This window comes from Pseudomonas sp. XWY-1 (assembly GCF_002953115.1).
GTDB lineage: Bacteria > Pseudomonadota > Gammaproteobacteria > Pseudomonadales > Pseudomonadaceae > Aquipseudomonas > Aquipseudomonas alloputida.
On record NZ_CP026332.1, the window covers coordinates 4,078,630 to 4,104,537 of the forward strand.

The following is a 25,908-nucleotide window of genomic DNA, read 5'->3' on the forward strand; positions in this document are numbered from 1 at the left end:
AAAAAGCTGCCATCACGCAATGGCAGCCAGGTCGAGCACTTACGCAACAGTTGAGGCAAATCTTCTCAGGCAATTACTACAGAAATGTTACAAAGCCACGACACGCTAGCCCGTGGTGAACTGCAGCGCTGCCAGCCGCGCATACAACGGGCTGTCCTCGATCAACTGACGGTGGGTGCCCACCGCCACCAGCCGGCCTTGGTCGATGACCGCGATGCGCTCGGCATGCTGTACCGTGGCCAGGCGATGGGCGATTACCAGCGTGGTACGGCCGGCCATCAGGCTGGGCAGCGCTTGCTGGATCAAGTATTCGCTTTGTGCATCAAGGGCACTGGTGGCTTCGTCCAGCAACAGGATCGGCGCATCGACCAGCAAGGCCCGGGCAATCGCCAGGCGCTGGCGTTGCCCGCCGGAAAGGCCGATGCCGCCCTCCCCCAGCTGGGTCTGGTAGCCTTGGGGCAGTTGCCGGATGAATTCGTCGGCATGGGCGCCACGGGCCGCTGCTTCGACTTCAGCCAAGGTCGCCTCGGGCCGGCCATAACGAATGTTGGCCTCCACCGTGCCACGGAACAGCGAGGGGTTTTGTGCCACCAAAGCGAACTGCCGGCGTAGCTGGTCGGGATCAAATCCGGTAACCGGCTGGCCATCGAGCAGGATGCGCCCTTGCTGTGGGTCGTAAAAGCGCAGCAACAAATCGAACAGGGTCGACTTGCCTGCCCCGGAAGGGCCAACCAGGGCGACGGTCTGCCCGGGCTCGATGGTCAGGCTCAGGCCGTCGACAGCTGCCACCGTGGGCCGTGAGGGGTAAGCGAACACCACCTGCTGCAGTTCGATACGCCCGCTGGCCCGGTGCTGTGGCAGCTGCTGCGCCTCGGCGGGCGGCAGGATGGCACTGCGCGCGGCCAACAGTTCGGCAATGCGCTCGGCGGCACCCGCGGCCCGTTGCAACTCGCCGATCACCTCACTGAGGGTACCGAAGGCGCTGCCGACGATCAGGCTGTAGAACACGAATGCTGCCAGCTCGCCTGCGGATATACGCCCGGCGATCACATCCATGCCGCCGACCCACAGCATCACCCCCACCGCCCCCAACACCAGCACGATCACCAGGGTAATCAGCCAAGCACGCTGTGTAATCCGCTTGCGGGCAACAGTAAACGCTGCTTCGACCGTATCGGCGAACAGTTCGCGGTCGTGCGCCTGGTGGTTGTAGGCCTGCACGGTCTTGATCTGCCCCAGCGTCTCAGCCACGTAGCTGCCCACATCGGCGACCCTGTCCTGGCTCTGCCGCGACAGGCTGCGCACACGACGGCCGAACAACAGGATCGGTGCCAACACCAGCGGCAGCGTTACCACCACGATGCTGGTGAGCTTGGGGTTGGTGATGAACAGCAATACCACACCGCCAATGACCATCAGCGCGTTGCGCAGGAACATCGACAGCGATGAACCGATCACTGATTGCAGCAAGGTGGTGTCCGCAGTCAGCCGAGACTGGATCTCGGAGCTGCGGTTGTCCTCGAAAAAACCTGGGTGCAGGCCGATCAGGTGATCGAAGACGGCACGACGGATATCGGCCACACAACGCTCGCCAATCCACGACACCAGATAGAAACGGCTGAAGGTACCCACCGCCAGCGCCAGCACCAGCAGCAGGAACAGCCCGATGGTCTGATTGAGCTGGTGCGCGGAGCGGGTCATGAAGCCTTGATCCACCAGCAGGCGGATACCTTGGCCCATCGACAGGGTGATGGCAGCGGTGACCACCAGCGCCAGCAATGCCAGCAGCACTTGGCGGCGATAAGGGCGAACGAACTGCCAGGCCAGGCGCAAGGCGCGGCGTTGGCGCGGGGAAACCGATTCGGGCATGGCGACGACCACAAAGGGTGGGGAAGCGGCAGCCTACCACTCATCCCGGTCGGGAGACTGCATGAAGGTTGCTATAACGCATCGATCTAAACAGCTTATGGAGCTTTCACAGGGTTTCTGCTGGACTGTTGCTGCCGTGACCCGGAAGCTGTCACAGGCCAGTCACGGCGCAGGGCTACCCTGAGCTTGAACCTGAAGAGGAGACAGTGCATGAGCTTGCAGCATGGCAGTGATAATCAGAAGCCCCAGACCTCCCCGCAACCGCAAGTATGCGGTTCGATCATCGACGCCAAGGGGCGCGAAGTGCCGATCACCGAGCAGATGATCCAGCAGGCCTGCAAGGCCCTGGAAGAAAGCCGTGTCGAGCGCGTACGCAAAGGTTGATCGGCGAATTCTTTGCAACCCGGCGCTTGCGCCGGGTTTTTATCTGCCCAGGCAGTGGGCTTGGCCGCCCCAACAGGCAACCGCACCTACCTGCAAGATCAAGACAAGGCTTGCTTAGACCAACACCCCACCCAAGGCACTGACCAACTGCGCCAACTGCGGCGCCTCCCCGTGCAAGCGCACGGCCAGCCCCTCGATCTCGCGCCTTGGCGGGTATTGCTTGCGCAACTGATCGAACGCCGCCCGCTGTTGCTGCGGATCATCGCTCAGGCTACGGCGGAAATCGGCATCATCACGGCGCGGGTCATACACGGCGCGACACAGGGTGGCCATGGCCCAGGACAGGTCGGTGCTGGCATCCAGCTCGATCTGCGCCAGCGGTGGCTTGGGCAGCAGCTCGGCCAGTCGCACCTGCTCGTTCACACCCAGGTAGCGGCAAAGCGCCTGGTAGATCTGCGCCGTGCCACGCTGGCGGCCATCGAGGCTATAGCCGGCAATGTGCGGCGTAGCGAGGGTGCACAGATCGGCCAACGTCAGGTCGACCTGCGGCTCCCCTTCCCACACATCCAGCACCGCGTGCACGTCTTCACGGTCCAGCAGCAGCTCACGCAGGGCCACATTGTCCACCACCGGGCCACGGCTGGCGTTCAACAGCCAGGCGCCCGGGCGCAACTGTGCCAGCTGCGCCTGCCCCAGCAGGTGCCAGGTCGGGTGCTGGCCGCCGCGTTGCAACGGGGTATGCAAGCTGATCACATCGCACTGCTGCAGGATGGTTTCGAGGCTGACGTAGTCGCCGCCCTCGGCGGCCTGACGCAACGGGTCGCACACCAGCACCTTCCAGCCCAGGCCATGCAGCACCCGCACGAGGCGGCCACCCACTTCACCCGCGCCCACTACGCCATACACGCGCTCAGGCAATGCCACGCCATCCAGTTCGGCCAGGGTCAGCAGGCTGCCCAGCACGTAATCGACCACGCCGCGGGCATTGCAGCCAGGTGCGCTGCTCCAGTGGATGCCAGCTTCTGCAAAGTAGTCCAGGTCCAGGTGATCAGTGCCGATGGTGCAGGTGCCGACAAAGCGTACACGGCTGCCTTCGAGCAGCTTACGGTCGACCTTGGTCACCGAGCGCACCAGCAGGATATCGGCGTCCTTGACGCTGGCAGCATCGAGGCTTCGGCCGGGGTAGCGGCGAATTTCACCGAAACCCTGGAAGAAGGCATCGAGCAGCGGGATGTTCTCGTCGGCAACTATCAGCATGGCGCTCTCCTGTCTGGGGAGCGCAGTGTAGGCGCAACGCCGGGCGTGTTCCAGAGCGATTCAGTCGGCTTTCTTGCGGATCCAGTACAGGAAAGTGCCGGCGTCCTCTTGCTGTTGCAGCAGCTCGTGGCCGAGGAAGTTGCAGAACTTGGGGATGTCGCGGCGGGTCGACGGGTCGGTGGCGATGACCTTGAGCAGGCCGCCGGCGGCCAGGTTGCGTACGTGCTGGTGCAGCATCATCACGGGTTCCGGGCAGTTCAGGCCGGTGGCATCGAGGATGGCGTCGGGGGTGAAATCGGTCATGGGGGGCTCCGAAAATGATCGCTATTGTCGCGCATAGCGCGACGCGCTCCAAGCACGGCTTTCAAACCCAGCGCTCTTGATCTTGATCTTGATCTTGATCTTGATCTTGATCTTGATCTTGATCTTGATCTTGATCTTGATCTTCGCGACTTCAGGAGGCCGAACGCAGGCCTCCTGAAGTCGCAATCTGCGTCGCCTGAACTATCGCGCGCTTAGAAGCAACAGCAAAAGCAGACGCAGACGCAGAAGCAGAAGCAAAAGCAGAAGCAGAAGCAGAACGACGTGCTGGCCTCAGCGTGGCTTCAAATCGAGCCGCCGCAGGTGGCACGTCACTTCCTCGCGGTCGTGGTACAGCTGCTTGCAGGCAATCGACACCTTGATCTTGCGTGCCTTGAATGTTGCCTCCATACGGTCGAGCAGGCGCCGTACTTCGGCATAACGCTGCTTCATCGGCAACTTCAGGTTGACCACCGCCTCGCGACACAGCCCCTCACCCAGCCAGGTTTCAATCAGCGAGGTGGTACGCGCCGGCTTCTCGACGATATCGCACACCATCCAGTCTACCGGCTGCTTCGGCTGCCAGGTAAAACCATCGGCCATCAAGTGCTGGACCAGGCCTGTGTCCATCAGGCTTTCGGCCATCGGCCCGTTGTCGATGGCTGTCACCAGCATACCGCGGCGCACCAGCTGGTAGGTCCAGCCACCCGGCGAGGCTCCCAGGTCGACGCCGGTCATGTCATCACCCAGGCGCTGCTCCCACTGCTCACGAGGGATGAACTGGTGCCAGGCCTCTTCCAGCTTGAGTGTCGAGCGGCTAGGTGCCTCGCGAGGGAACTTCAGGCGTGGGATGCCCATGGGCCACAAGGCGCTGTTGCTGGCCGATGCAACGCCGACAAATACCCGCCGGCCGCTGATGAAGGTCAGCAGCAAGCGTGGGCGGCCAGGGTCGTCGACCAGGCGGCCGGCCTTCTCCAGGGCCTTGCGCAACGGCACTTCGAACTTTCGGCAGAAGGTAGACAATTCCTTGCCTTCGTTGCTGTCCAGCACCTCCAGCCAAAGGCTACCGAACACCGGGAAGTCAGCCAACTGCGCCAGCAGTACGCTGATGCGGTCACTTTCCGGCAGTTCGACGTAACCGCCACGTGCCCACTGCCGCGGGAAAATCAGCTGGTTGAAACGCAGTTCCCCCATCAAGCGCTCGGCACCGCCCTCCTCGCTACAGACAAACTCGGCACTGGCACTTTGCGGCTTGCCTTTGGCATAGCCGGCAACACCCAGGCGGGCGGCATGTTCGCTGATTTCGGCGCAAACCTCGCCCTCGAAACCGGGCCGGCAATGCATGAACAGGGTATTCATCTCTCACTCCACTACGGCTGGCGCACCACAGGCGCCGGCAGGGCGGCGATGATAAAGGAAGTTCGGAACCTGCGACACGCCCCGCCGGTCCAGAAAAAGGTCAGGTAGCGTAAACCGGTCTAACCTGACCATTCAGCCAGGTCCGTGCCGTGCGGACCGATACAGAGCGGTGCTGCCGGCAAACCGTGAATATTTGCCGGGCACCGGTGCAGAAGGAGTTGGCAATGCCCTCGCTCGATAGCCTGAACACCCTCAAGCCCCTCAAGGTCGGCGACAAGACCTACCACTACTTCAGCCTCACCGAGGCCGCCCGCCAGCTGGGTGACCTGCAGCGCCTGCCCATGTCGCTGAAAGTGCTGCTGGAAAATCTGCTGCGCTGGGAGGATGGCGCGACCGTCACCGGCGACGACTTGCGCGCCATTGCCCAATGGCTTGGCGAACGGCGCTCCGACCGCGAGATCCAGTACCGCCCGGCGCGGGTGTTGATGCAGGACTTCACCGGCGTGCCCGCCGTGGTCGACCTGGCGGCCATGCGCGCCGCCATGGCCAAGGCTGGCGGCGACCCGCAACGGATCAACCCGCTGTCACCGGTCGACCTGGTGATCGACCACTCGGTAATGGTCGACCGCTACGGCACGCCACAGGCCTTCGCCGAAAACGTCGACATCGAAATGCAACGCAATGGTGAGCGCTATGCCTTTCTGCGATGGGGCCAGAGCGCCTTCGACAATTTCCGCGTGGTCCCCCCGGGCACCGGCATTTGCCACCAGGTCAACCTGGAATACCTGGGCCGCACGGTGTGGACCCGTGAGGCCGACGGCCGCACCTATGCCTTCCCCGATACCTTGGTGGGCACAGACTCGCACACCACCATGATCAACGGCCTGGGCGTACTCGGCTGGGGTGTCGGCGGCATCGAAGCGGAAGCGGCCATGCTCGGCCAGCCGGTATCGATGCTGATCCCCGAAGTGATCGGCTTCAAGCTGACCGGCAAGCTGCGGGAGGGCATCACTGCCACTGACCTGGTGCTGACCGTGACGCAGATGCTGCGCAAGAAAGGCGTGGTGGGCAAGTTCGTCGAGTTCTACGGGGACGGCCTGGCCGAGTTGCCCCTGGCCGACCGCGCAACCATCGCCAACATGGCACCGGAATACGGCGCCACCTGTGGTTTCTTCCCGGTCGACCAAGTCACCCTGGACTATCTGCGCCTCTCGGGCCGCCCAGAAGCGACCGTGCAACTGGTCGAGCAGTACTGCAAGGCACAGGGCATGTGGCGCCTGCCCGGCCAGGAGCCGTCATTCAGCGACACGCTGGCCCTGGACATGGACGACGTCGAAGCCAGCCTGGCCGGGCCCAAACGGCCGCAGGACCGCGTAGCGCTGGGCCAGGTCAGCCAAGCCTTCGACCACTTCATCGAGCTGCAGCCCAAACCGCTGGCCAAAGAAGTTGGCCGCCTGGAAAGCGAAGGTGGCGGCGGTGTGGCAGTGGGCAACGCCGACCAGACCGGCGCAGTCGACTACAGCCATCAGGGCCAGACCCACACCCTGCGCGATGGGGCCGTGGTGATTGCCGCGATCACCTCATGCACCAACACGTCCAACCCCAGTGTGATGATGGCTGCCGGGCTGGTGGCGAAAAAAGCACTGGAAAAGGGCCTGCAACGCAAACCTTGGGTCAAGAGTTCGCTGGCGCCGGGCTCCAAAGTCGTCACCGACTACTTCAAGGCAGCCGGGCTCACGCCTTACCTCGACCAACTGGGTTTTGATCTGGTCGGCTATGGCTGCACCACCTGCATCGGCAACTCCGGCCCGCTGGACGAGGCGATCGAAAAAGCCATTGGCAGCGCCGACCTCACCGTGGCCTCGGTGCTATCGGGCAACCGCAACTTCGAGGGCCGCGTGCACCCACTGGTCAAGACCAACTGGCTGGCCTCGCCCCCGCTGGTGGTGGCCTACGCCCTGGCCGGCAGCGTGCGCCTGGACCTGACGCGCGACCCGCTGGGGTCAGGCAAGGACGGCCAACCGGTCTACCTGCGGGATATCTGGCCGAGCCAGCAGGAAATTGCCGAGGCCGTGGCCAAGGTCGATACGGCGATGTTCCACAAGGAGTACGCCGAAGTGTTTGCCGGTGATGCGCAATGGCAGGCCATCGAGGTGCCACAGGCCGCCACTTACGTGTGGCAGGCTGACTCCACCTACATCCAGCACCCACCGTTCTTCGACGGCATCGGCGGGCCGCCGCCACAAATTGCCAATATTCACGGCGCACGGGTGCTGGCGCTGCTGGGCGATTCAGTGACCACCGACCACATTTCCCCCGCCGGCAACATCAAGACCGACAGCCCGGCCGGGCGCTACCTGCGGGAACAGGGTGTGGAGCCACGCGACTTCAACTCCTACGGTTCGCGGCGTGGCAACCACGAAGTGATGATGCGCGGCACCTTCGCCAACATCCGTATCCGCAACGAAATGCTGGCAGGCGAAGAAGGCGGCAACACGTTGCATGTGCCCACTGGCGAGAAGCTGTCGATCTACGACGCGGCCATGCGTTACCAGCAGGAAGGCACCCCGCTGCTGGTGATTGCCGGCCAGGAGTACGGCACCGGTTCGAGCCGCGACTGGGCAGCCAAGGGTACCAACCTGCTGGGGGTCAAGGCCGTGCTGGCAGAAAGCTTCGAGCGTATTCACCGCTCCAACCTGGTGGGCATGGGCGTGTTGCCGCTGCAGTTCAAGGCCGGGCACAACCGCAAACAGCTGGGGCTGACCGGCAAGGAGCAGATCGATGTACTGGGGCTGGACGGCGCACATATCCACCCCGGCATGAGCCTGCCCTTGCGCATTACCCGCGAGGATGGCCAACAGGAACAGATCGAGGTGCTATGCCGGATTGATACCCTGAACGAGGTGGAATACTTCAAGGCGGGGGGGATTCTGCATTATGTGTTGCGCCAGATGATCGCCAGTTGAGTCTGGCCGAAGATTCGTTCCGTTCTTGAAACCGAGCGCCGCGGGGGCGGCGCTCGATCTCTCTAATCAATGAATCAAATATCCATTCAATAAAACCAGCCGCTTGCCGATACCTGTCGAAAGCCCTGCGGACTATCACCCATGCGTAACAACCAGCCGATTACCCAGAGAGAACGGACTTTCCCAGCCCAGCAGCGGTTGATCTCCACTACCAACGCCAAGGGTGTGATCACCTACTGCAACGATGCCTTTATCGAAATCAGTGGTTTCACCCGCGAGGAGCTGACGGGCGCACCGCACAACCTGGTGCGCCACCCCGACGTACCGCCTGCCGTGTTTGCCCATATGTGGCAAACCCTCAAGCAGGGCCAGCCGTGGATGGGTATCGTCAAGAACCGCTGCAAGTCCGGCGACCATTACTGGGTCAACGCCTATGTCACCCCCATTTTCGATAACAACCAGGTTGTCGGCTTCGAGTCGGTGCGGGTCAAGCCCACCGCCGAGCAGATCCGCCGCGCCGAGGCCCTGTACCAGCGCATCAACCAGGGCAAGCCGCCGGTACCGCGTCGCGACAAGTGGCTGCCAGTGCTGCAGGACTGGCTACCGTTCATCCTGATCAGCCAGGTGGGCTTCCTGATCGGCAACTGGCTGGGTCATTCCTGGGGCTTTGCCTTGGCCGCAGGGCTTTCGGTACCACTGGGTCTGCTCGGTCTGAGCTGGCAGCAGCGCGGCCTCAAGCGCCTGCTGCGCCTGGCCGAGCAAACCACTTCCGACCCACTGATCGCGCAGATGTTCACCGACAGCCGTGGCGTGCAGGCGCGCCTGGAAATGGCCATGCTCAGCCAGGACGCACGCATGAAAACCTGCCTGACGCGTCTTCAAGACAGTGCCGAACACCTGAGCGACCAGGCACGCCAGTCCGATGCCTTGGCGCACAAGAGCTCTTCGGGGCTGGAGCGCCAGCGGGTGGAGACCGAGCAAGTCGCCGCCGCGGTAAACCAGATGGCCGCCACCACTCAGGAAGTGGCCAACCATGTACAGCGCACCGCCGATGCCACCCAGGAAGCCAACCGCCTGACCAGCCAGGGCCGGCAGATTGCCGGAGAAACCCGCGAGGCCATCGAGCGCCTGTCGGCGGCAGTGGGCGAGACCGGCCAGACGGTTACACAACTGGCCAAAGACAGCGACGAGATTGGGGGCGTGGTCGACGTGATCAAGGGCATCGCCGACCAGACCAACCTGCTGGCGCTTAACGCAGCCATTGAAGCGGCGCGCGCCGGTGAAATGGGCCGTGGCTTTGCCGTGGTGGCTGATGAAGTGCGTCAGTTGGCCCAGCGCACCGCCGAATCCACCGGGCAGATCCACGGCCTGATCGCCAAGCTGCAACAGACCGCCAGCAACGCAGTGCTGACCATGGAAACCGGCCACCGCCAGGCACAGGAAGGCGTCGATCGGGTTATGCAGGCCGACGAGGCGCTGGTAGGCATCAGCGAAGCGGTGGCCAATATCACCGACATGGCCACCCAGATTGCTGCTGCAACCGAGGAGCAGACCGCAGTGGCTGACGAGATCAGCCGCAACATCAGCACCATTGCCGAACTGGCCGACCAGACCGCCGAACAGGCGCAGCACTCGGCACTGCTGAGCGAGGAACTGACCAGCACGGCGGGTAGCCAGTATTCGCTGGTGGAGCGCTTCAACCGCTGAAGCTCGAGACTTCCGCTGGGGATGGCACCGGCTCTGCCGGTGTTCGCGGGTAAACCCGCTCCTACAACGGCAGTGCCGAACCACCGATGCTGTGCCGGGCCGTCGATGCCTGTGTCGAACCACTGATGCGCGTCCGCCCCGGTCCATGTAGGAGCGGGTTTACCCGCGAATACGGTAGCAGCAGCAACGGTGAACGGCGGGTGAAAATTGGCCAGCAGGCCCGGCCCATTCGCGGGTGAACCCGCTCCTACAACGGCTGTGCCGAACTACCGATGCTGTGCCGGGCCGTCGATGCCTGTGTCGAACCACTGATGCGCGTCCACCCCCGGTCCATGTAGGAGCGGGTTTACCCGCGAATACGGTAGCGGCGGCAACGGTGAACGGCGGGTGGAAATTGGCCCGCAGGCCCGGCCCATTCGCGGGTGAACCCGCTCCTACAACGGCTGTGCCGAACCACCGATGCTGTGCCGGGCCGTCGATGCCTGTGTCGAACCACTGATGCGCGTCCACCCCCGGTCCATGTAGGAGCGGGTTTACCCGCGAATACGGTAGCGGCAGCAACGGTGAACGGCGGGTGGAGATTGGCCAGCAGGCCCGGCCCATTCGCGGGTTAACCCGCTCCTACGACGGCCTGTGGCGAACCACCGATGCGTGCGTAGGAGCGGGTTTACCCGCGAATACGGTAGCAGCAGCAACGGTGAACGGCGGGTGAAAATTGGCCAGCAGGCCCGCCCCTTTAGCAGGCAAGTCCGCTTGCTGTGTTACCAGTCCAACCGCAAGCGGCTCTCGAAGTAGCGCTCTTCGCCACTCAGCGGGTCCTCGAAACGCAGGCTCTGCGCCAGCAGTTTCAGCGGCCGCTGGTAGTCATCCTCTTCGTTGAGCAATTGCGGATAGAACGGGTCATTGCTGATCCCTGCCCCCAAAGCCGCCATGTGCACACGCAACTGATGTGTCTTGCCGGTCACTGGCGACAGCCCATAGCGCCATCGCTCACCGTTCTTCTCCAGCACCTCGGCCAGGGTTTCACTGTTGGCCTCACCCTCCACCTCATGCATGCGGAAAAATGGCTCGCCATGCACCAGGCGGCTTTTGTGCACCAGCGGAAAGGCATGCTGTGGCATGGCAGCGGCAATGGCCTGGTAACGCTTGTCGATACGCCGCTCGGGGAACAGCCGCTGGTAGGCGCTGCGGCTGTGCGGGTTGGCGGAAAACAGCACAAGCCCGGCGGTGTGCCGGTCAATGCGGTGCAACGGCACCAGGTGCGGGTTGTCCAGGCGCCGGATCAGGCGGCGCAACAAGGTCTGCTCGACGTATTCACCGGTCGGCGTCACCGGCAGGAAATGCGGTTTATCGGCCACCACCAGGTGCTCGTCCACATGCAGCACCGCCTCCTGCACCGGGATCGGCCGTTCGTTCGGCACTTCGCGGAAATAATGCAAACGCATGCCACGCTTGTAAGGCAGGTCGGCGGCAACTGCCTGCCCCTCGGCATCCAGCACCCGGCCACGGGCAAAGCGGTCAAGCCACTGGGCGCGGTCGATGGCCTTGAAATGATCACACAAGCAATCGAGCACCGTCACCCAGTTACCAGGTGGCAGGCACACCGTACTGGCTTGCTGGCGGGCGGGGTCGAAAGGCGTGGTCATGGCTGGGCTCGAGACGTTCATGGCCGCGCATTATCGCCCAAGCCCGCCCCCTCAACCAGCCTGGGCCATCGCCTCGCAGCGATCCTTCAGCCAGCGCAGTACTTGCACCGGCTCCCAGCGGCCAGGGTCGTAGAGTGCATAGAGCAACCCCTGATAGCCCACCACATCCAGCCCTCGGTGATAACCGGCCCGCTGGAACAAGGCCTCGATCTCGGCGAAGCAGGTATTGAAGTGGACTTTGCCGAACGGCGTGCAGTCGCCCGTCACCAGGCCTTCGAGGCGCAGTTCCAGAACGGCGTCAGCCACCCGATCCACGGGCATGCGGTTGACGCTGTACTTGAGTTGCTCGACATTGAGCATGGCTTCACCTCGACACTGTATTTATATACAGCATACGAACATCCCCTTGCTGCCGTCAATGCGCTTCATTGCAGCCCCGCCAGGTAGCCGCTGCCTTTGCGCAGGGTCAGCACCTGCCTGCGTGGCGTGCCGCGCGTCACCGACAGATGCACCCATCTGTCGAATTCCAGGATCAGCTGATCGAAGGGCACCGCACTTTCGCTGATTCGCCGGACGGTCTCGCGCGGGCTGACCTCGATCACCGTGAAGTCCGCCGCCAGCCCTTGCACGTGCTGGCTATCGGAGGCGCCACCGATCAACCGATTGACCCTTTCACTGCGATACCCGCTGCTGATGATGATGGGCGCGTCGAACAACGCACGTACCTGTTCCAGCGCACCACACAGTAATTGCAGGTTGGCCCTGGCTTCGAGGGGCGGTGCATTATCGAACCCGTCGCGGGCGGCGAGCTGGGAAACGGTCATTTCATCGAGGGTGAAATGTGGAGTGATCAACATGGCGAGCTATTCCGATGATGGAGAAGGTTACCGGCGACGGTGCGCCTCCACCGGATCATCAGCTCGCTTCACAGATCATGGAGCAGGGTTGCAACTCCTCTGCAGCCATCATTGCCCAAGAAAGGCCACCACTTGTTCGGTATCGAACGGCCAGTGCAACTCGGCGCCGTTGTCACAGCGCCGCAGCACCGGAATGATCAGGCCATAACGCTCGAACAAAGGCTCGCTCTCGGCGATGTCGACCAGCTCTACCAGCAGGCCATGATCGACGAGAGGCATCAACACAGCCTCGGCCACTTCGCAGAGGTGGCAGCCGAGGGTGCCGAACAGTTGACATTCAGGCAGCATGTGGCAGGTCCCGGGTTGGCATACACAGAAGCCTATTCTAGGCGCGCCACGCCCACCCTGCACCTGACCTGGCTCAATCCTGGCTGGTAGCACCGATCCGGTGCAGCGACAGGTCCGCGCCCTGGAACTCCTGCTCATGGCTCAAGCGCAGGCCATGCAGCGCACGAATGGCTCCGTACACGGCAAATCCACCGGCCAAGGCCACCAGCACGCCCATCAGGCTGCCCAGCAACTGGCTGACCAGGCTGACACCGCCCATGCCACCCAACGCCACCTGGCCGAACACGCCACAGGCGATGCCACCCCACACGCCACACAGACCATGCAACGGCCATACGCCCAGGACGTCGTCGATTTTCCAGCGATTTTGCGCGGCGGTGAAGGTCCAGACAAACAGCGCCCCCGCCACCAGGCCGGTGGCGAGCGCACCCACCGGGTGCATCAGATCGGAACCTGCGCAAATCGCCACCAGCCCGGCCAGCGGGCCGTTATGCAGGAAGCCCGGGTCGTTGCGCCCGGCCAGCAACGCTGACAGGGTGCCACCCACCATGGCCATCAACGAGTTGATCGCCACCAGGCCGCTGACACCCTGCAAGGTCTGGGCACTCATGACGTTGAAGCCGAACCAGCCGATGATGAGGATCCACGAGCCCAGCGCCAGAAAGGGAATGCTCGAAGGCGCAAAAGCCACCAAACGCCCATCGCGGTAACGCCCACGGCGCGCCCCCAGCAGCAGCACCGCCGCCAGCGCCAGCCAGCCCCCCATGGCGTGTACCACCACAGACCCGGCAAAGTCGTGGAACGGTGCGCCGAAGCGTGCCTGCAGCCAAGCCTGTACGCCCAGATTACCGTTCCACACCACACCCTCGAAGAACGGATAGACGAACGCCACGATCAACGCCGTAGCGCACAACTGCGGCACGAACCGCGCCCGCTCGGCAATGCCCCCGGAGATGATCGCCGGAATCGCCGCCGCGAAGGTCAGCAGGAAGAAACACTTGACCAGCGCATAGCCATGGTCGACAGCCAGCGTTGTCGCCGGCTGGAAGAAGTTGACCCCATAGGCGATCCAGTAGCCTATAAAGAAGTAGACCAGCGCCGAGATGGCGAAGTCGCTGAGGATCTTCGACAAGGCGTTGACCTGGTTCTTGTGGCGCACCGTGCCCACTTCAAGGAACGCGAAGCCGGCATGCATGGCCAGCACCAGAATGGCGCCCATGAGAATGAACAGGGTGTTGGAACCGTGGACCAGAGAGTCCATAGCGCTGTGCATGTTTTCCATGAAATAGGCAGACCTGCTGAAAAAGGCACCAGGACAGTTCAAGAACCTGCATCCCTGCACCGAATCGGTGCCAGCCCCTACCCTGTTCAGGTGAGCGGGGTGAAGCCTGCGTGGTTTTTTCTTGGGTTTGTCGTGGATTGGGTTAAGGTTTATCGGTATCCGCTGCGCGGGCGCCCTGAATCGGCGCATAACCGGTCACAGGCGCTCCGCAACGTGGCAAAAACATAGCAAGGCCCATACCAGCAGCCGCACTTGAACCTTCCATGCGTGCTGTCACTCGAAGTACCAACACTCATCGACAGGGAGAGACCCATGGCCAGCAAATCGGCAAAGAATGCACAAGAGATATTGATGGCTGACTTTCAGGCCTTGGTGCGCGACACCGAGAAGCTGCTGGCCGACACCGCCAACCTGGCAGGCGACCAGGCCGACGAGTTGCGCGAGCAGATTCACGAGCGCCTGGCCCAGGCCCGCGAAACCCTGCAACTGACCCAGGACTCGGTACGTGAACGCGGTCAGGCAGCGCTTGGCAGCGCCGAGCAGTACGTGCAGGAAAACCCGTGGCGGGCAATCGGCATCGCCGCCGGCGTCGGCCTGTTGATCGGTCTGCTGGCCAACCGGCGCTAAGGGGAACCCATGGAGAATGACGCCAACGGCGCCAGCGCTTCGGGCAAGCGCCTGGGCGCGGCCATGCTGGGGCTGCTGCACAGTCACATCGAGCTGTTCGGTATCGAGTTGCAGGAGCAGAAGGGCCGTACCTTGAGCCTGCTGCTGTTCGCCGGCCTGGCGCTGGTGTTCGCCCTGCTGCTGCTGACCGCGCTGTCCGGGCTGCTGCTGGTGCTGCTGTGGGACAGCTATCGACTGGCCGGTATCATTGGTCTGTGCGTGTTCTATGGCATTGCTGCACTGTACTGCGGCGTGCGCCTGAAGGCGGCGGTGTTCGACGAATCATCGCCCTTCGGCGCCACCCTCGACGAACTTGCCAAGGACAGGGAGCGCCTGTTGCCATGAGCCTGCCAGAACTGCCAAACACGCGTAACCCGCGCGAACTGCGCAAGGCGCTGCTGCGCCTGCGCATGGAAATGCACCGCCAGGAAATCCGTCATGAGTCCGGTCAGTTGCTTGAACCGCTGCGCCGCGTGCGCGGTATGGGCAGCTCGCTACATGAAGGCCTGGGTATCAAGCATGCGCCACTGTGGGGCATCGGTGCCGTGGTGGCGCTGGGCTTTCTCACCGGCAAGGGCGTACGCAGCGGCAACCTGACACGCCTGATACGGTTGGGCAGCACCCTGTTGCCACTGGTACGCCTCTACCTGCAAGGCAGCCGCCGCCCCTGACCAGGGTTCGCCCCGGCAGAAACAGCCTTGTGCTGCGAAGAGGCCCGTTCCATCGATACGAATGCATCAAAGGGCCGGCCTCTTCTTCGCAGCACAATGCGCTTCCTGCAGGGTATGCTGCTGCCTTCGAACGACAGGAGACCGCGCCTTGGACTGGCACACCTTGCTTACCCGCGAACGGCTGGGCAAAGCCCTGTACAGCGCCGATGAACTCGGGCGCAGCCCCTTCCACAAAGACCACGACCGCATCATTTTCTCCGGTGCCTTCCGCCGCCTCGGCCGCAAGACCCAGGTGCACCCGGTGTCGAGCAACGACCATATCCATACGCGCCTGACTCATTCGCTGGAAGTCAGCTGCGTCGGCCGCTCGCTGGGGATGCGCGTCGGCGAGACCCTGCGCGACAACCTGCCGGACTGGTGCGCCCCCAGTGACCTGGGGATGATCGTGCAGTCAGCCTGCCTGGCCCACGACATCGGCAACCCGCCATTCGGCCACTCCGGCGAAGACGCCATTCGCCACTGGTTCCAGCAGGCGGCCGGGCGCGGCTGGCTGGACGACATGAGCGATGACGAACGGGCCGACTTTCTCAACTTCGAAGGCAATGCCCAGGGCTTTCGCGTGCTCACCCAACTGGAATACCACCAGTTCGATGGGGGGACCCGGCTGACCTATGCCACCCTCGGCACCTACCTCAAGTACCCGTGGAGCGCCCGCCACGCCGACGCCCTGGGCTACAAGAAGCACAAGTTCGGCAGCTATCAGAGCGAACTGCCCCTGCTCGAACAGATTGCCCGCAAGCTCGGCCTGCCGCAGCTGGAACACCAGCGCTGGGCGCGCCACCCGCTGGTGTATCTGATGGAGGCTGCCGATGACATCTGCTACGCGCTGATCGACCTGGAAGACGGCCTGGAAATGGAGCTGCTGCAATACGCAGAAGTCGAGGCGCTGTTGCTCGACCTGGTCGGCGAAGACCTGCCAGAAACCTACCGCCAGCTCGGCCCACGCGATTCTCGTCGGCGCAAACTGGCCATCCTGCGCGGCAAGGCCATCGAGCACCTGACCAACGCCGCCGCCCACGCATTCGTCGAGCAGCAGCAGGCGTTGCTGGCCGGGCAACTGCCGGGCGACCTGGTGGAACACATGCATGGCCCAGCCAAACGCTGTGTACTGCAAGCCAAGGACATGGCGCGCAACAAGATCTTCCAGGACAAACGCAAGACCCTGCACGAAATCGGCGCCTACACCACCCTGGAGATTCTGCTGAACACGTTCTGCGGTGCGGCCCTCGAGCAGCACGGTGGACGTACGCCATCGTTCAAGAGTCGCAGGGTGCTGGACCTGATCGGCAACAATGCGCCAGACCCGCATGCCTCGTTGCACAGCGCCTTCCTGCGCATGATCGACTTCATCGCCGGCATGACCGACAGCTATGCCAGCGAAATGGCCCGGGAGATGACCGGGCGCTCCAGCCCGACCTGAAACGCGTCGGTGCAGCGCAGGCTCGGCCAGGCGCTGCACCACGCTTGCAGGAAACTTCCTACACCAACGGGGCCACACTAAACGGCACGAATAAAAACTAATGAAAAGTTACCAAAATCGCTTTGACAGCGAGTTAAGCACACCTATTCCGTAGCCCATTTTGTTTTATCTTGTAAGCCGTTTCCCATATAGGCCTAACAGCCATTCCTCGCACGCCTGAGGACTTCCAACTGCGATAAGGTGCCCACTGTCACCCTCAATCGACCGCAGGGAAGTTGAACATGCACTCCATATTTATCGTTGACGACCATCCGGTGATTCGCCTGGCCGTCCGTATGCTGCTGGAAAACCAGAATTACAAGATTGTCGGCGAGTCGGACAACGGCGTAGACGCCATGCAGATGATCCGCGAGAGCAACCCCGACCTGGTCATTCTCGACATCAGCATCCCCAAGCTAGACGGCCTGGAGGTGCTGGCCCGCTTTCAGAGCATGGCCCTGCCCTTGAAGGTTCTGGTATTGACCGCACAGTCCCCGGCATTGTTTGCCGTACGTTGCATGCACTCGGGCGCAGCAGGTTATGTCTGCAAGCAGGAAGACTTGAGTGAACTGCTCAGTGCAATCAAGGCCGTACTGGCCGGTTATAACTACTTCCCCAGCCAGGCAATAAAAAACAACCAGACCACCGACAGCGACCTGCAACTTTTCCGCCAGGTAAATGACCGCGAACTGATGGTGCTTCAACTTTTCGCCCAAGGCCGCAGCAACAAGGAAATTGCCAAGGGCATGTTCCTCAGCAGCAAGACTGTCAGTACCTACAAGAAGCGCCTCATGCACAAACTGCAAGTCAATACGCTGGTCGATCTTATTGAGATGGCCAAGCGCAACGCGCTGGTCTGAACGTGGTCATGGCCCGAGTTATCAATCGCCTGCTGCTCGTCTTGCTGCTGCTCAGCGGCGCGACACAGGCTGGCCATCGCGAAGCCGCGTCCTTTACGTTGCTGGCGCGCTCATCGGCCCGCCCCGTCCAGCCCGTGCTCACGCCCGAACAACGGCAATGGCGCGAAGGCCGGCAGGAACTGGTGCTGGGCACGTCGGCACCCGACTATCCACCGTTCGATATCACCGGTGGCGGCAACGACTACCAGGGCCTGACCGCCGAGTATGCAAACCTGATCGGCAAGGCCTTGCAGTTGCCAGTGAGGGTGCTGCGTTTCTCCAGCCGGCAGGCGGCGGTGGAGGCGCTCAGGCACGGTGATATCGACCTGCTGGGCAGCGCCAATGGCTACGAAGCGGCCAGTGACGGCCTGGCACTGTCGCGCCCCTATGCCGTCGACCAACCTGTACTGGTAACGCGTGAAGACGAAAACCGGGCACTGGACACGGACCTTGCCGGCATGCGCCTGGGCATGCTCTATCACTATTTGCCCAGACAGGAAGTACTCACCGCCTACCCCAAGGCCGAGCTGCTGGCCTTCGGTTCTTCCAGCCAGGCACTGAATGCTGTCGCGTTCGGGCAGGCCGACGTGTTCATCGGCGATACCATCTCCACGCACTACCAGCTCAACCGTGGTCATCTGCCCCGCCTGCGCATGGCCAACTTCGGCAAACACGAGGCCATCGGCTTCGGTTTTGCCTTGCGTCAGCAAGATACCGTGCTGCTGGACCTGGTGAACACCATCCTGGACAGGCAAAGCCCGGCCATTCGCTCCAGTATCTTCAAGCGCTGGAGCGCCGGCAGCGACCTGTTGCTGAGCGATCGCCAACTGCAATTGAGCGCGGCCGAGCAGCAGTGGCTGCAGGAGCACCCCGTGATGCGCGTGGCAGCCGATGACGCGGCTGCACCACTGTCCTACTTCGATGATTCGGGGCATTTCCGAGGCATCACCGCCGACCTGCTGGACCTCATTCGCCTGCGCACCGGGTTGCGTTTCGAAGTGCAGCGCGCCAGTGGCATTGCCGACATGGTCGCCCGCCTCAAGGATGGCCGGGCCGATGTCATCGCCGCACTGGCCAGCGCCGGCAAAGCAGGGGACGACCTGCAAATCAGCCGCCCCTATCTCGAAAGCGCCTATGTGCTGGTCAACCACAAGGACAACAATGCATTGAGTTCACTGGAGCAGTTGCAGGGGCATCGTATCGCCATTACCCGCTACAGCACCATGAACGCCATGCTGTCCCGGGACTACCCAAAGATAAGCTGGGTCGAGACCGAAAGCGCGTTCTACTCCATGGCGTTGCTCAACAGCGGGGCTGTCGATGCGGTGATCACCACCCTGATCGACGCCAATCACGCCCTGGCCAGCAACCCCGAACTGGTCATCCGCACCTCGGTCGGCAGCGAACCCGCCAATTTCGCCATGGCCACCATTGCCCCGTCACCGGCGCTGTTGTCGATCCTCGACAAGGCTTTGCTGAGCATCTCACCGGAGGAGCTGGGGGTAATCAACAACCGCTGGCGTGGCTTTGGCAGGCATGAGGATGACAACACCAAAGGCTACAGCCGCCTTGCCCTGCAGGTGGTGCTGACCACGGCCGTGCTTTTGTTGCTTGCACTGCTCTGGAATGCCCGCCTGCGCCTGCAGATTCGCCAGCGCCAGCGCGCCGAACGCGCGCTGAACGACCAGTTGGCATTCATGCGCGCCCTGCTCAACGGTACGCCCCACCCCATGTATGTGCGCGACCGCGAGGGTTGCCTGAAAAGTTGCAACTACAGCTACCTTGAAGCCGTGCAGGCCCGCTCCGATCAGGTGATCGGCAAAAAACTCAAGGACAGCCTGTTTGCCGATTCCGAGCAGGCTCGGCAGATCCAGGCGGATTACCAGAAAGTCATGGCGGCGGGTTCACCACTGATCAAGGACCGTCCATTACGGATCAAGGGCCGGGACCTGACCATCTACCACTGGATCCTGCCGTACCGCGACTCCCTGGGTGAGGTGCAGGGGATCATCGGCGGCTGGATCGACATCAGCGAACGCCGCCAACTGGTCCTGGAGCTGCGCCAGGCCAAGCAGCAGGCCGACGATGCCAACCGCGCCAAGAGCACGTTCCTGGCGACCATCAGCCACGAAATCCGCACCCCGATGAATGCCGTGATCGGCATGCTGGAACTGGCGGTCAAGCGCGCCGACCAGGGCCGGGTGGACCGCAGCGCGCTGGAACTGGCACACCATTCGGCCAAAGACCTGCTAGGCCTGATCGGTGACATTCTCGACATCGTGCGCATCGAGTCCGGGCACTTGTCCCTGGCCCCGGAGGTGGTCGACCTGGCGGCGCTGGTCGAATCGGTGGCGCGCATTTTCGATGGCCAGGCGCGGCAGAAAGGCCTGGCCCTGGAGGTGCAGATCGCCCCGGCCGCACGCTGCCATGTCCTGCTTGACCCGCTGCGCTTCAAGCAGGTGCTGTCCAACCTGGTGAGCAATGCCATCAAGTTCACCGAGCACGGTCAGGTGCGTATCTGCGTCAGGCTGCTGGATGACGGAACCAGCACACCAGCCGTACTGGAGCTGGAGGTGCGCGACAGTGGCATCGGCATCCACCCCGACGACCTGCAGCGCCTGTTCAACCCGTTCATCCAGGCCAACCCGCACAGCCAGGGCGCCCGCGCAGGTACCGGGCTGGGCCTGGCCATCTGCCGCAACCTGTGCGAAATGATGGGCGGCAGCCTGTCCATGAAGAGCCTGGAGGATGTCGGTACCCAGGTGCGCCTGAAGATGCCGCTGCAACGGGTGGATGGCGCAGAGCAGCCCAAACCGCTGCCCGAGCAGCTCGACGTGCCCGACCCACGGCTGAACGTGCTGGTCATCGATGATCACCCGGCCAACCTGCAGCTGATGGCGCAACAACTTGGCTACCTGGGCCTGGAGCACGCCAGCGCCCGCGATGGGCAGGAAGGCCTGGCGACCTGGCGGGAAGGCGACTTCGATGTGCTGGTACTCGACTGCAACATGCCGCACATGAACGGTTACCAGCTGGCGACTGCCGTGCGCGCCGAAGAACGCCATGGCAAGCGACCACCCTGCACCATCCTCGGCTATACCGCCAACGCACAGCCGGAAGTACGCCGCAAGTGCCTGACCGCCGGCATGGACGACTGTCTGCTCAAGCCCATCAGCCTGAGCACCCTCAGCCAGCGCCTGGCTGGCATTCGCCCGCGCCGCCAGCAACGCCCCCGACGCAAGCTGTACCAGCTGGACGGCCTGGCCGCCGTGGTCGGGCCTGACCCGGTTGACCGTCAGCGCTTCCTGGAAACCTTGCATCAGAGCCTTCAGGCCGACCTGGCCAGCCTGATGGCGCTTCACCCGCAACACGACAGCGGCGCCATTGCCGAGCAGGCCCACAAGGTGCTCAGCGCCGCACGCATGCTGGAAGCCCCTGACCTGATGGCGGCGTGTGAAGCCCTCGAGGCCAGCGACTTGCCCACTGCCCAGGTGCGCCTGCGGCGCCAGGCACTGGCACGGCATATGTGCCGAGTGGAACGTGCCCTGGCCAAGGAATTGGCCACAAGCACGGATACTCAGGCAGGCAACCACACGTGTTAACTGGTAGACTGCGCGGCGTTATTACCTAAGAGGATTGTTTCATGGCCACAAACCGCTCCCGTCGTCTGCGCAAGAAGCTGTGTGTCGACGAGTTTCAGGAATTGGGCTTCGAGCTGAACCTGGAATTCAAGGAAGATCTGGATGACCAGGCAATCGATGCTTTCCTCGACGCGTTCCTGGAAGAAGCCATGGACGCCAACGGCCTGGATTATGTAGGCGGTGACGATTTCGGCCTGGTGTGCTCGGTCAAACGCGGCTCGGTCAGCGAAGAACAGCGCGCTGCCGTTGAAGCCTGGCTCAAAGGCCGCAGCGAACTGACCAAGATCGAAGTCAGCCCGCTGCTGGATGCCTGGTACCCGGAAAAGCCTATCAACAAGGCTGAGTGATACTTGTCAGCTTCGGGCTGAAAGGTTGATTGCTGAAAAGGCCACCCCATTCGGGTGGCCTTTTTATTGGCGATGCTTTTCCGTCGAACGTGACGCATCGCGGCTGCGCTTGGGGCATAATGCGTACTGTTTACGTCGTGGGGCCATCATCTCTTACAGCCCCAAAGCCCTTTTCCCTCGCCGCAGGGTATTCACTCGCTATGATCAAAACGCTTCGTCCCCTCATACTTGCCGGCCTGCTGTTGCCACTTGCCTTGCCCAGCCACGCCGCCGTCAATACCACCCTGCCTGCCAAAGTGCAGCAGGCGCTCAAGGCCAACAAGCTGCAGGACACCGCACTGTCGCTGGTGATGCTGCCGCTGGACGGCCCCGGCACCCCGACCGTGTTCAATGCCGATGTGTCGGTGAACCCGGCGTCGACCATGAAACTGGTCACCACCTACGCCGCCCTCGAACTGCTTGGCCCGACCTTCCAGTGGAAAACCGAGTTCTACACCGACGGCACCCTGAGCAACGGCGTGCTTAACGGTAACCTCTACCTTAAAGGTGGCGGTGACCCCAAACTGAACATGGAAAAGCTGTGGCTGCTCATGCGTGACCTGCGCGCCAATGGCGTGCGCACCGTCACCGGTGACCTGGTGCTGGACCGCAGCCACTTCGTGCAACCCAACCTGCCGCAGTTCAACGACGACGGCGGTGATGAAAACAAGCCGTTCCTGGTCAAGCCCGACTCGCTGCTGGTCAACCTCAAGGCCCTGCGCTTCGTGGCGCGCAATGATGGTGGCAAGGTCACCGTTGCAGTCGAGCCGCCGATTGCCCGCATCCGCATCGACAACCAGGTCAAGCCGGTAGCCTCGAAGAAATGCACGGGTGATGTGCGCTACAACCCAGTGCCCCAGGCCGACGGCATCAGTGTAACGGTCAGCGGCCAACTGGGTGACGGCTGCAACTCGCAAACCTACCTGTCACTGCTCGACCATCCCACCTACGCCGCCGGTGCCGTGCGCGCAATCTGGAACGAACTGGGTGGCAACATCCAGGGTGGCGACCGCATCGAGAATGTGCCCAAGAGTGCTCGCCTGCTGGCCCGCGCCTTCTCGCCAGACCTGGTGGAAGTGATCCGCGACATCAACAAGTACAGCAACAACACCATGGCCCAGCAGCTGTTCCTGAGCCTTGGCGCGCAGTTCCGCACCGATGCCGATGGCGACGACGCCCGTGCTGCCCAGCGCGTGGTACGCCAATGGCTGGCGAAAAAGGGCATCACCGCGCCGCATCTGGTGATGGAAAACGGCTCTGGCCTGTCGCGTGCCGAACGGGTCAGTACCCGGGAAATGGCCGAGATGCTGAAAGCCGCCTGGAAGAGCCCTTACGCTGCCGAGTTCATGAGCTCGATGCCGCTGGTGGGCATGGACGGCACAATGCGCAAGCGTCTCAAGCGCACTGCGATGACCGGCGAAGGGCACATCAAGACCGGCACACTGAACACTGTGCGGGCGATTGCCGGCTTCAGCCGCGACAGCAACGGCCATACCTGGGCGGTAGCGGCGATTCTCAACGACCCGAAACCGTGGGGTGCCTCGCAGGTGCTGGATCAGGTGTTGCTTGACCTGTATCGCCAGCCGAAGCTGGCTGGCAGTACAGCAGCTAATTGATTGGTTAGCCTGTATTGGCCTTTTCGCGGGTGAACCCGCTCCTACAGGGGTGAGCACGGCTTACCAAACCTGTGCAACCTGTAGGAGCGGTTTTCGCCGCGAAAGGCTCGGTACCGGCAACCGACAGCGCTTAGGCCGACTCCCCCTCCACCCGGTCCCGCCCGGCCTGTTTGGCCGCATACACGCCGGCGTCGGCGCGCAACAGCAAGGCATCGGCGCCTTCGCCCGACCGCCAGCCCGCCACACCGAAGCTTGCAGTCACCTGGCCCACGCCTTCCACCGGCACATTGCGCACCCCTTGCCATAACTCCAGTGCCAGCAGCCTGGCCTGATCGGCATCGCTGCCCGGGCAAAGCACCATGAACTCTTCCCCGCCCAAGCGGCAGAACACATCGGTACGCCGCAAACGCTGAGCGATGCGCTGGCACAGGCTACGTAGCACCCGGTCGCCCACGGCATGGCCGAAGCGGTCGTTGATGCGCTTGAAGTGATCGATGTCGAGCATGATCACCGCCAGCGGCAAGCCATCGCGCTGGGCCCTTTCCAGTTCGATCTTGAGCCGCTCCTGGAAATAGCGACGGTTATGGATACCGGTCAGCGAGTCGGTGACCGACAGCGCCCGCAACTCCTCCTCCACGCCCTTCAGGTCGGAGATGTCAGTCAGGTAGCCATGCCACAGGGTGCAGCCCTGCTCGCCCACTTCCGGGGTCGCCTCGCCACGCACCCAGCGCAGTCCGGCCCGTGGCAGGCAGACTCGATACTCCTCGCGCCAGGGTGACAAGTGTTCGGCCGAATAGCGCACCGAGCGGCGCACGCGTTCCAGGTCATCGGGGTGGATACGTTCGAACACCGCCGAGGCATCCTCACGCAACTGCATCAGGTCGATCTCATAAATGTCATACAGGCCCATGCTGGCGTATGGAAAACACGAATGGCCGTTGGCATCCAGGCGATATTGGTAAATGCCGCCCGGCACCTCGGCACTGAGCTTTTCCAGCAACCGGTCACGCGCTGCCAACGCCTCATGCACCCGGCGCCGCTCGGTCACGTCAATGCAGATGGCCAGGTAGCCAACCCACAACCCCTGTTCGTCGAGCATGGCAGTCACCAGCATGTTGGCGACCAGCTGGCTGCCATCGGCCCGTAGCAAGGTCCACTCGCCAGGCTCGGCCCCGTGCTCCTGCACCGTTTCAGCGAACATCGCCTGGCCGCCAGCAATGGCGCGTCCAAAACGCAAGCTCAAGGCCTGGGCACGCAGGTTCAGCTCCTCCGGCAGTACCAGGTCTTCAAGGCGCAAGCGGCCGATCGCTTCGCTGGCCGCGTAACCGAGCATGCGTTCGGCACCGGCGTTGAACGTGCTGACCACCCCTTTGAGGTTGGTGGCGATGATCGCCACCTGGGTCGCGGCATCCAGCACACTGCGCAGTTGGTTGTGGGTGCCACGCAACGACTGCTCGCTGACCTGCAACTCGGCAGTACGCTGAGCGACCAGGGCCAGGGCGCGCTGACGCTGGCTGAACAGGCTGTAGAACAGCACGCTGAGCAACAGGCTCAACAGTCCGCCCAACAAACCGACCGCCATCACCGCCGAGGAGCGGTTCGCCTGCGCGAACGCCTGGCTTGGCTGAATGCTCAGCTGGAAATGGTGATCGGCCAGGCGCAACAACTGATTGCTGGCCAGGGCCAAGGGCGCGACCGGATTTTGCGAGTCGAACATCACGACGGGGCCTTGTAACCCGGACGGGTCCGTGATGCGCACGACCAGGTTGTCATCAACCGCTACCGGTCGACCGTCGCTGACCAGCTCGCGCATGCTCAGCAACGCCATCACATAGCCCACTGCCGCACCGCGGGGGTCGGCATCGGAAAATACCGGCGCCACCATCAGCAGGCCGCGCTCTGCCGACTGGGTATCGAACAGGGCCAATGGCTCGGACACCGCCATGCTGCCCGGCGCCAGCGCCCGCGCCAGGGCCGCCTGGGGCTCGCTTTGACCAGCGAGGTCCAGGCCGTAAGGCAACCCGGGCCGCTCGCTCGATTGGGTATAGAGCACCGGGAAGTAATGGTCGCGCTGCGAAGCCGGGCGCCATTGGCCTTGCGCGTCCTGGTCACGGATCACATAACCTGGGCCGGTATGGGCACTGGCCAGGCGCTCGAATTCGGCGCGTTGCGCAGCCTCGACGCGCGGCGCCCAGGCATAGGCCAAGGTGCGTTGCAGCAGTGGTTGGGCATAGCCGTCGAATTCGCGCGGGGTGATCTCGCTGGAAAAACTGAAGAACCGCCGCAGCCCGTCCAGGCGCTGCTGCTGTTCGTCAAAGCGCTCGGCAATACGGCTGGCACGCTCGCTCGCCAGCAGCTCGAAGCGCTGGCGCAGCTGCTGTTTGTAGAAGGTGTGCGCGGCAAATGCCAAGGCAGCGGTCAACAAGCCGCCCGCCACCAGTGCAATCAGCGCCATCGTCCACGCGGACGCCCTCTCTGTGCACAAGCCAAGCAACCACGCACGCACGCCACACTTTGACATACACCCATCTCGTC

At 62.9% G+C, this 25,908-nt stretch carries 22 protein-coding genes; 11 read left to right on the top strand and 11 right to left on the bottom strand.

The annotated features are described in order from the left end of the window. Positions 1 to 105: 105 nt before the first annotated feature. Positions 106 to 1,869 carry an ABC transporter transmembrane domain-containing protein gene (locus PRJ_RS18965; protein ID WP_104962899.1) on the bottom strand — a complete coding sequence of 588 codons (1,764 nt, stop codon included), beginning with the start codon at positions 1,867 to 1,869 and terminating at the stop codon, positions 106 to 108. 210 nt (positions 1,870 to 2,079) lie between these two features. Between PRJ_RS18965 and PRJ_RS30100 the strand changes: the two genes are divergently transcribed. Further along, complete coding sequence (locus tag PRJ_RS30100; protein ID WP_003248731.1) at positions 2,080 to 2,253, top strand: PA1571 family protein; 174 nt, start codon at positions 2,080 to 2,082, stop codon at positions 2,251 to 2,253. Between the two features lie 114 nt (positions 2,254 to 2,367). Here PRJ_RS30100 and pdxB read toward each other — a convergent pair whose 3' ends face one another. From pdxB to rlmM, 4 genes are all read right to left on the bottom strand, one after another. Continuing rightward, the gene (gene pdxB, locus PRJ_RS18970; protein WP_104962216.1) at positions 2,368 to 3,510 is read right to left on the bottom strand and encodes a 4-phosphoerythronate dehydrogenase PdxB; all 1,143 of its coding nucleotides are present in this window, start codon (positions 3,508 to 3,510) and stop codon (positions 2,368 to 2,370) included. A 60-nt stretch (positions 3,511 to 3,570) separates the two neighbouring features. Then, positions 3,571 to 3,813, bottom strand: coding sequence for a sulfurtransferase TusA (tusA, locus tag PRJ_RS18975; RefSeq protein WP_003248727.1), 243 nt, complete (start codon positions 3,811 to 3,813; stop codon positions 3,571 to 3,573). A 21-nt stretch (positions 3,814 to 3,834) separates the two neighbouring features. Beyond that, positions 3,835 to 3,999, bottom strand: coding sequence for a hypothetical protein (locus tag PRJ_RS30105; protein WP_177429900.1), 165 nt, complete (start codon positions 3,997 to 3,999; stop codon positions 3,835 to 3,837). 105 nt (positions 4,000 to 4,104) lie between these two features. After that, positions 4,105 to 5,169: a 23S rRNA (cytidine(2498)-2'-O)-methyltransferase RlmM gene (gene rlmM, locus PRJ_RS18980; RefSeq protein WP_003248725.1), complete on the bottom strand. Its 1,065-nt coding sequence runs from the start codon at positions 5,167 to 5,169 to the stop codon at positions 4,105 to 4,107. Positions 5,170 to 5,393: 224 nt separating this feature from the next. On the opposite strand from rlmM, the gene acnA reads away from it, so the two are divergent. Both acnA and PRJ_RS18990 read left to right on the top strand, forming a co-directional pair. Then, entirely contained in the window at positions 5,394 to 8,135 is a 2,742-nt protein-coding gene (gene acnA / locus PRJ_RS18985) for an aconitate hydratase AcnA (protein WP_010953110.1), read from the top strand. A 141-nt stretch (positions 8,136 to 8,276) separates the two neighbouring features. Continuing rightward, complete coding sequence (locus tag PRJ_RS18990; protein WP_104962217.1) at positions 8,277 to 9,842, top strand: PAS domain-containing methyl-accepting chemotaxis protein; 1,566 nt, start codon at positions 8,277 to 8,279, stop codon at positions 9,840 to 9,842. Positions 9,843 to 10,603: 761 nt separating this feature from the next. On the opposite strand, the gene PRJ_RS19005 is transcribed toward PRJ_RS18990, so the two are convergent. The 5 genes from PRJ_RS19005 to PRJ_RS19025 form a co-directional block, all read right to left on the bottom strand. After that, positions 10,604 to 11,488, bottom strand: a complete 885-nt coding sequence (locus tag PRJ_RS19005; protein ID WP_104962218.1) for a pseudouridine synthase — start codon at positions 11,486 to 11,488, stop codon at positions 10,604 to 10,606. A gap of 51 nt (positions 11,489 to 11,539) precedes the next feature. Then, complete coding sequence (locus PRJ_RS19010) at positions 11,540 to 11,848, bottom strand: hypothetical protein (RefSeq protein ID WP_010953108.1); 309 nt, start codon at positions 11,846 to 11,848, stop codon at positions 11,540 to 11,542. A 65-nt stretch (positions 11,849 to 11,913) separates the two neighbouring features. Next, positions 11,914 to 12,345: a D-Ala-D-Ala carboxypeptidase family metallohydrolase gene (locus PRJ_RS19015; RefSeq protein WP_064491094.1), complete on the bottom strand. Its 432-nt coding sequence runs from the start codon at positions 12,343 to 12,345 to the stop codon at positions 11,914 to 11,916. A 108-nt stretch (positions 12,346 to 12,453) separates the two neighbouring features. Continuing rightward, complete coding sequence (locus PRJ_RS19020; RefSeq protein ID WP_010953106.1) at positions 12,454 to 12,693, bottom strand: glutaredoxin family protein; 240 nt, start codon at positions 12,691 to 12,693, stop codon at positions 12,454 to 12,456. 73 nt (positions 12,694 to 12,766) lie between these two features. Next, on the bottom strand, positions 12,767 to 13,975 hold the full coding sequence (locus PRJ_RS19025; protein WP_104962219.1) for an ammonium transporter: 1,209 nt from the start codon (positions 13,973 to 13,975) through the stop codon (positions 12,767 to 12,769). 312 nt (positions 13,976 to 14,287) lie between these two features. Here PRJ_RS19025 and PRJ_RS19030 point away from each other — a divergent pair, with 312 nt between their 5' ends. From PRJ_RS19030 to dacB, 8 genes are all read left to right on the top strand, one after another. Continuing rightward, positions 14,288 to 14,602 (top strand): YqjD family protein, encoded by a 315-nt coding sequence (locus PRJ_RS19030; RefSeq protein WP_010953104.1) that lies wholly within the window; start codon positions 14,288 to 14,290, stop codon positions 14,600 to 14,602. Between the two features lie 9 nt (positions 14,603 to 14,611). Then, entirely contained in the window at positions 14,612 to 14,986 is a 375-nt protein-coding gene (locus PRJ_RS19035; RefSeq protein ID WP_010953103.1) for a phage holin family protein, read from the top strand. Continuing rightward, the gene (locus PRJ_RS19040) at positions 14,983 to 15,312 is read left to right on the top strand and encodes a hypothetical protein (RefSeq protein ID WP_020192627.1); all 330 of its coding nucleotides are present in this window, start codon (positions 14,983 to 14,985) and stop codon (positions 15,310 to 15,312) included. The genes PRJ_RS19035 and PRJ_RS19040 overlap by 4 nt, the downstream gene beginning before the upstream one ends. Before the next feature lie 148 nt (positions 15,313 to 15,460). Further along, positions 15,461 to 16,792: a deoxyguanosinetriphosphate triphosphohydrolase gene (locus PRJ_RS19045; RefSeq protein WP_014753953.1), complete on the top strand. Its 1,332-nt coding sequence runs from the start codon at positions 15,461 to 15,463 to the stop codon at positions 16,790 to 16,792. 281 nt (positions 16,793 to 17,073) lie between these two features. Next, entirely contained in the window at positions 17,074 to 17,691 is a 618-nt protein-coding gene (locus PRJ_RS19050) for a response regulator transcription factor (RefSeq protein ID WP_003248700.1), read from the top strand. 8 nt (positions 17,692 to 17,699) lie between these two features. Next, positions 17,700 to 21,332, top strand: coding sequence for an ATP-binding protein (locus PRJ_RS19055; protein WP_104962900.1), 3,633 nt, complete (start codon positions 17,700 to 17,702; stop codon positions 21,330 to 21,332). 41 nt (positions 21,333 to 21,373) lie between these two features. Continuing rightward, on the top strand, positions 21,374 to 21,718 hold the full coding sequence (locus PRJ_RS19060) for a YggL family protein (RefSeq protein ID WP_003248695.1): 345 nt from the start codon (positions 21,374 to 21,376) through the stop codon (positions 21,716 to 21,718). A 200-nt stretch (positions 21,719 to 21,918) separates the two neighbouring features. Beyond that, positions 21,919 to 23,373, top strand: a complete 1,455-nt coding sequence (gene dacB, locus PRJ_RS19065) for a D-alanyl-D-alanine carboxypeptidase/D-alanyl-D-alanine-endopeptidase (protein WP_104962220.1) — start codon at positions 21,919 to 21,921, stop codon at positions 23,371 to 23,373. Between the two features lie 130 nt (positions 23,374 to 23,503). Here the strand turns inward: dacB and PRJ_RS19070 are convergent, their stop codons facing one another. Further along, the gene (locus PRJ_RS19070) at positions 23,504 to 25,894 is read right to left on the bottom strand and encodes a diguanylate cyclase (RefSeq protein WP_104962221.1); all 2,391 of its coding nucleotides are present in this window, start codon (positions 25,892 to 25,894) and stop codon (positions 23,504 to 23,506) included. Positions 25,895 to 25,908: the final 14 nt, after the last annotated feature.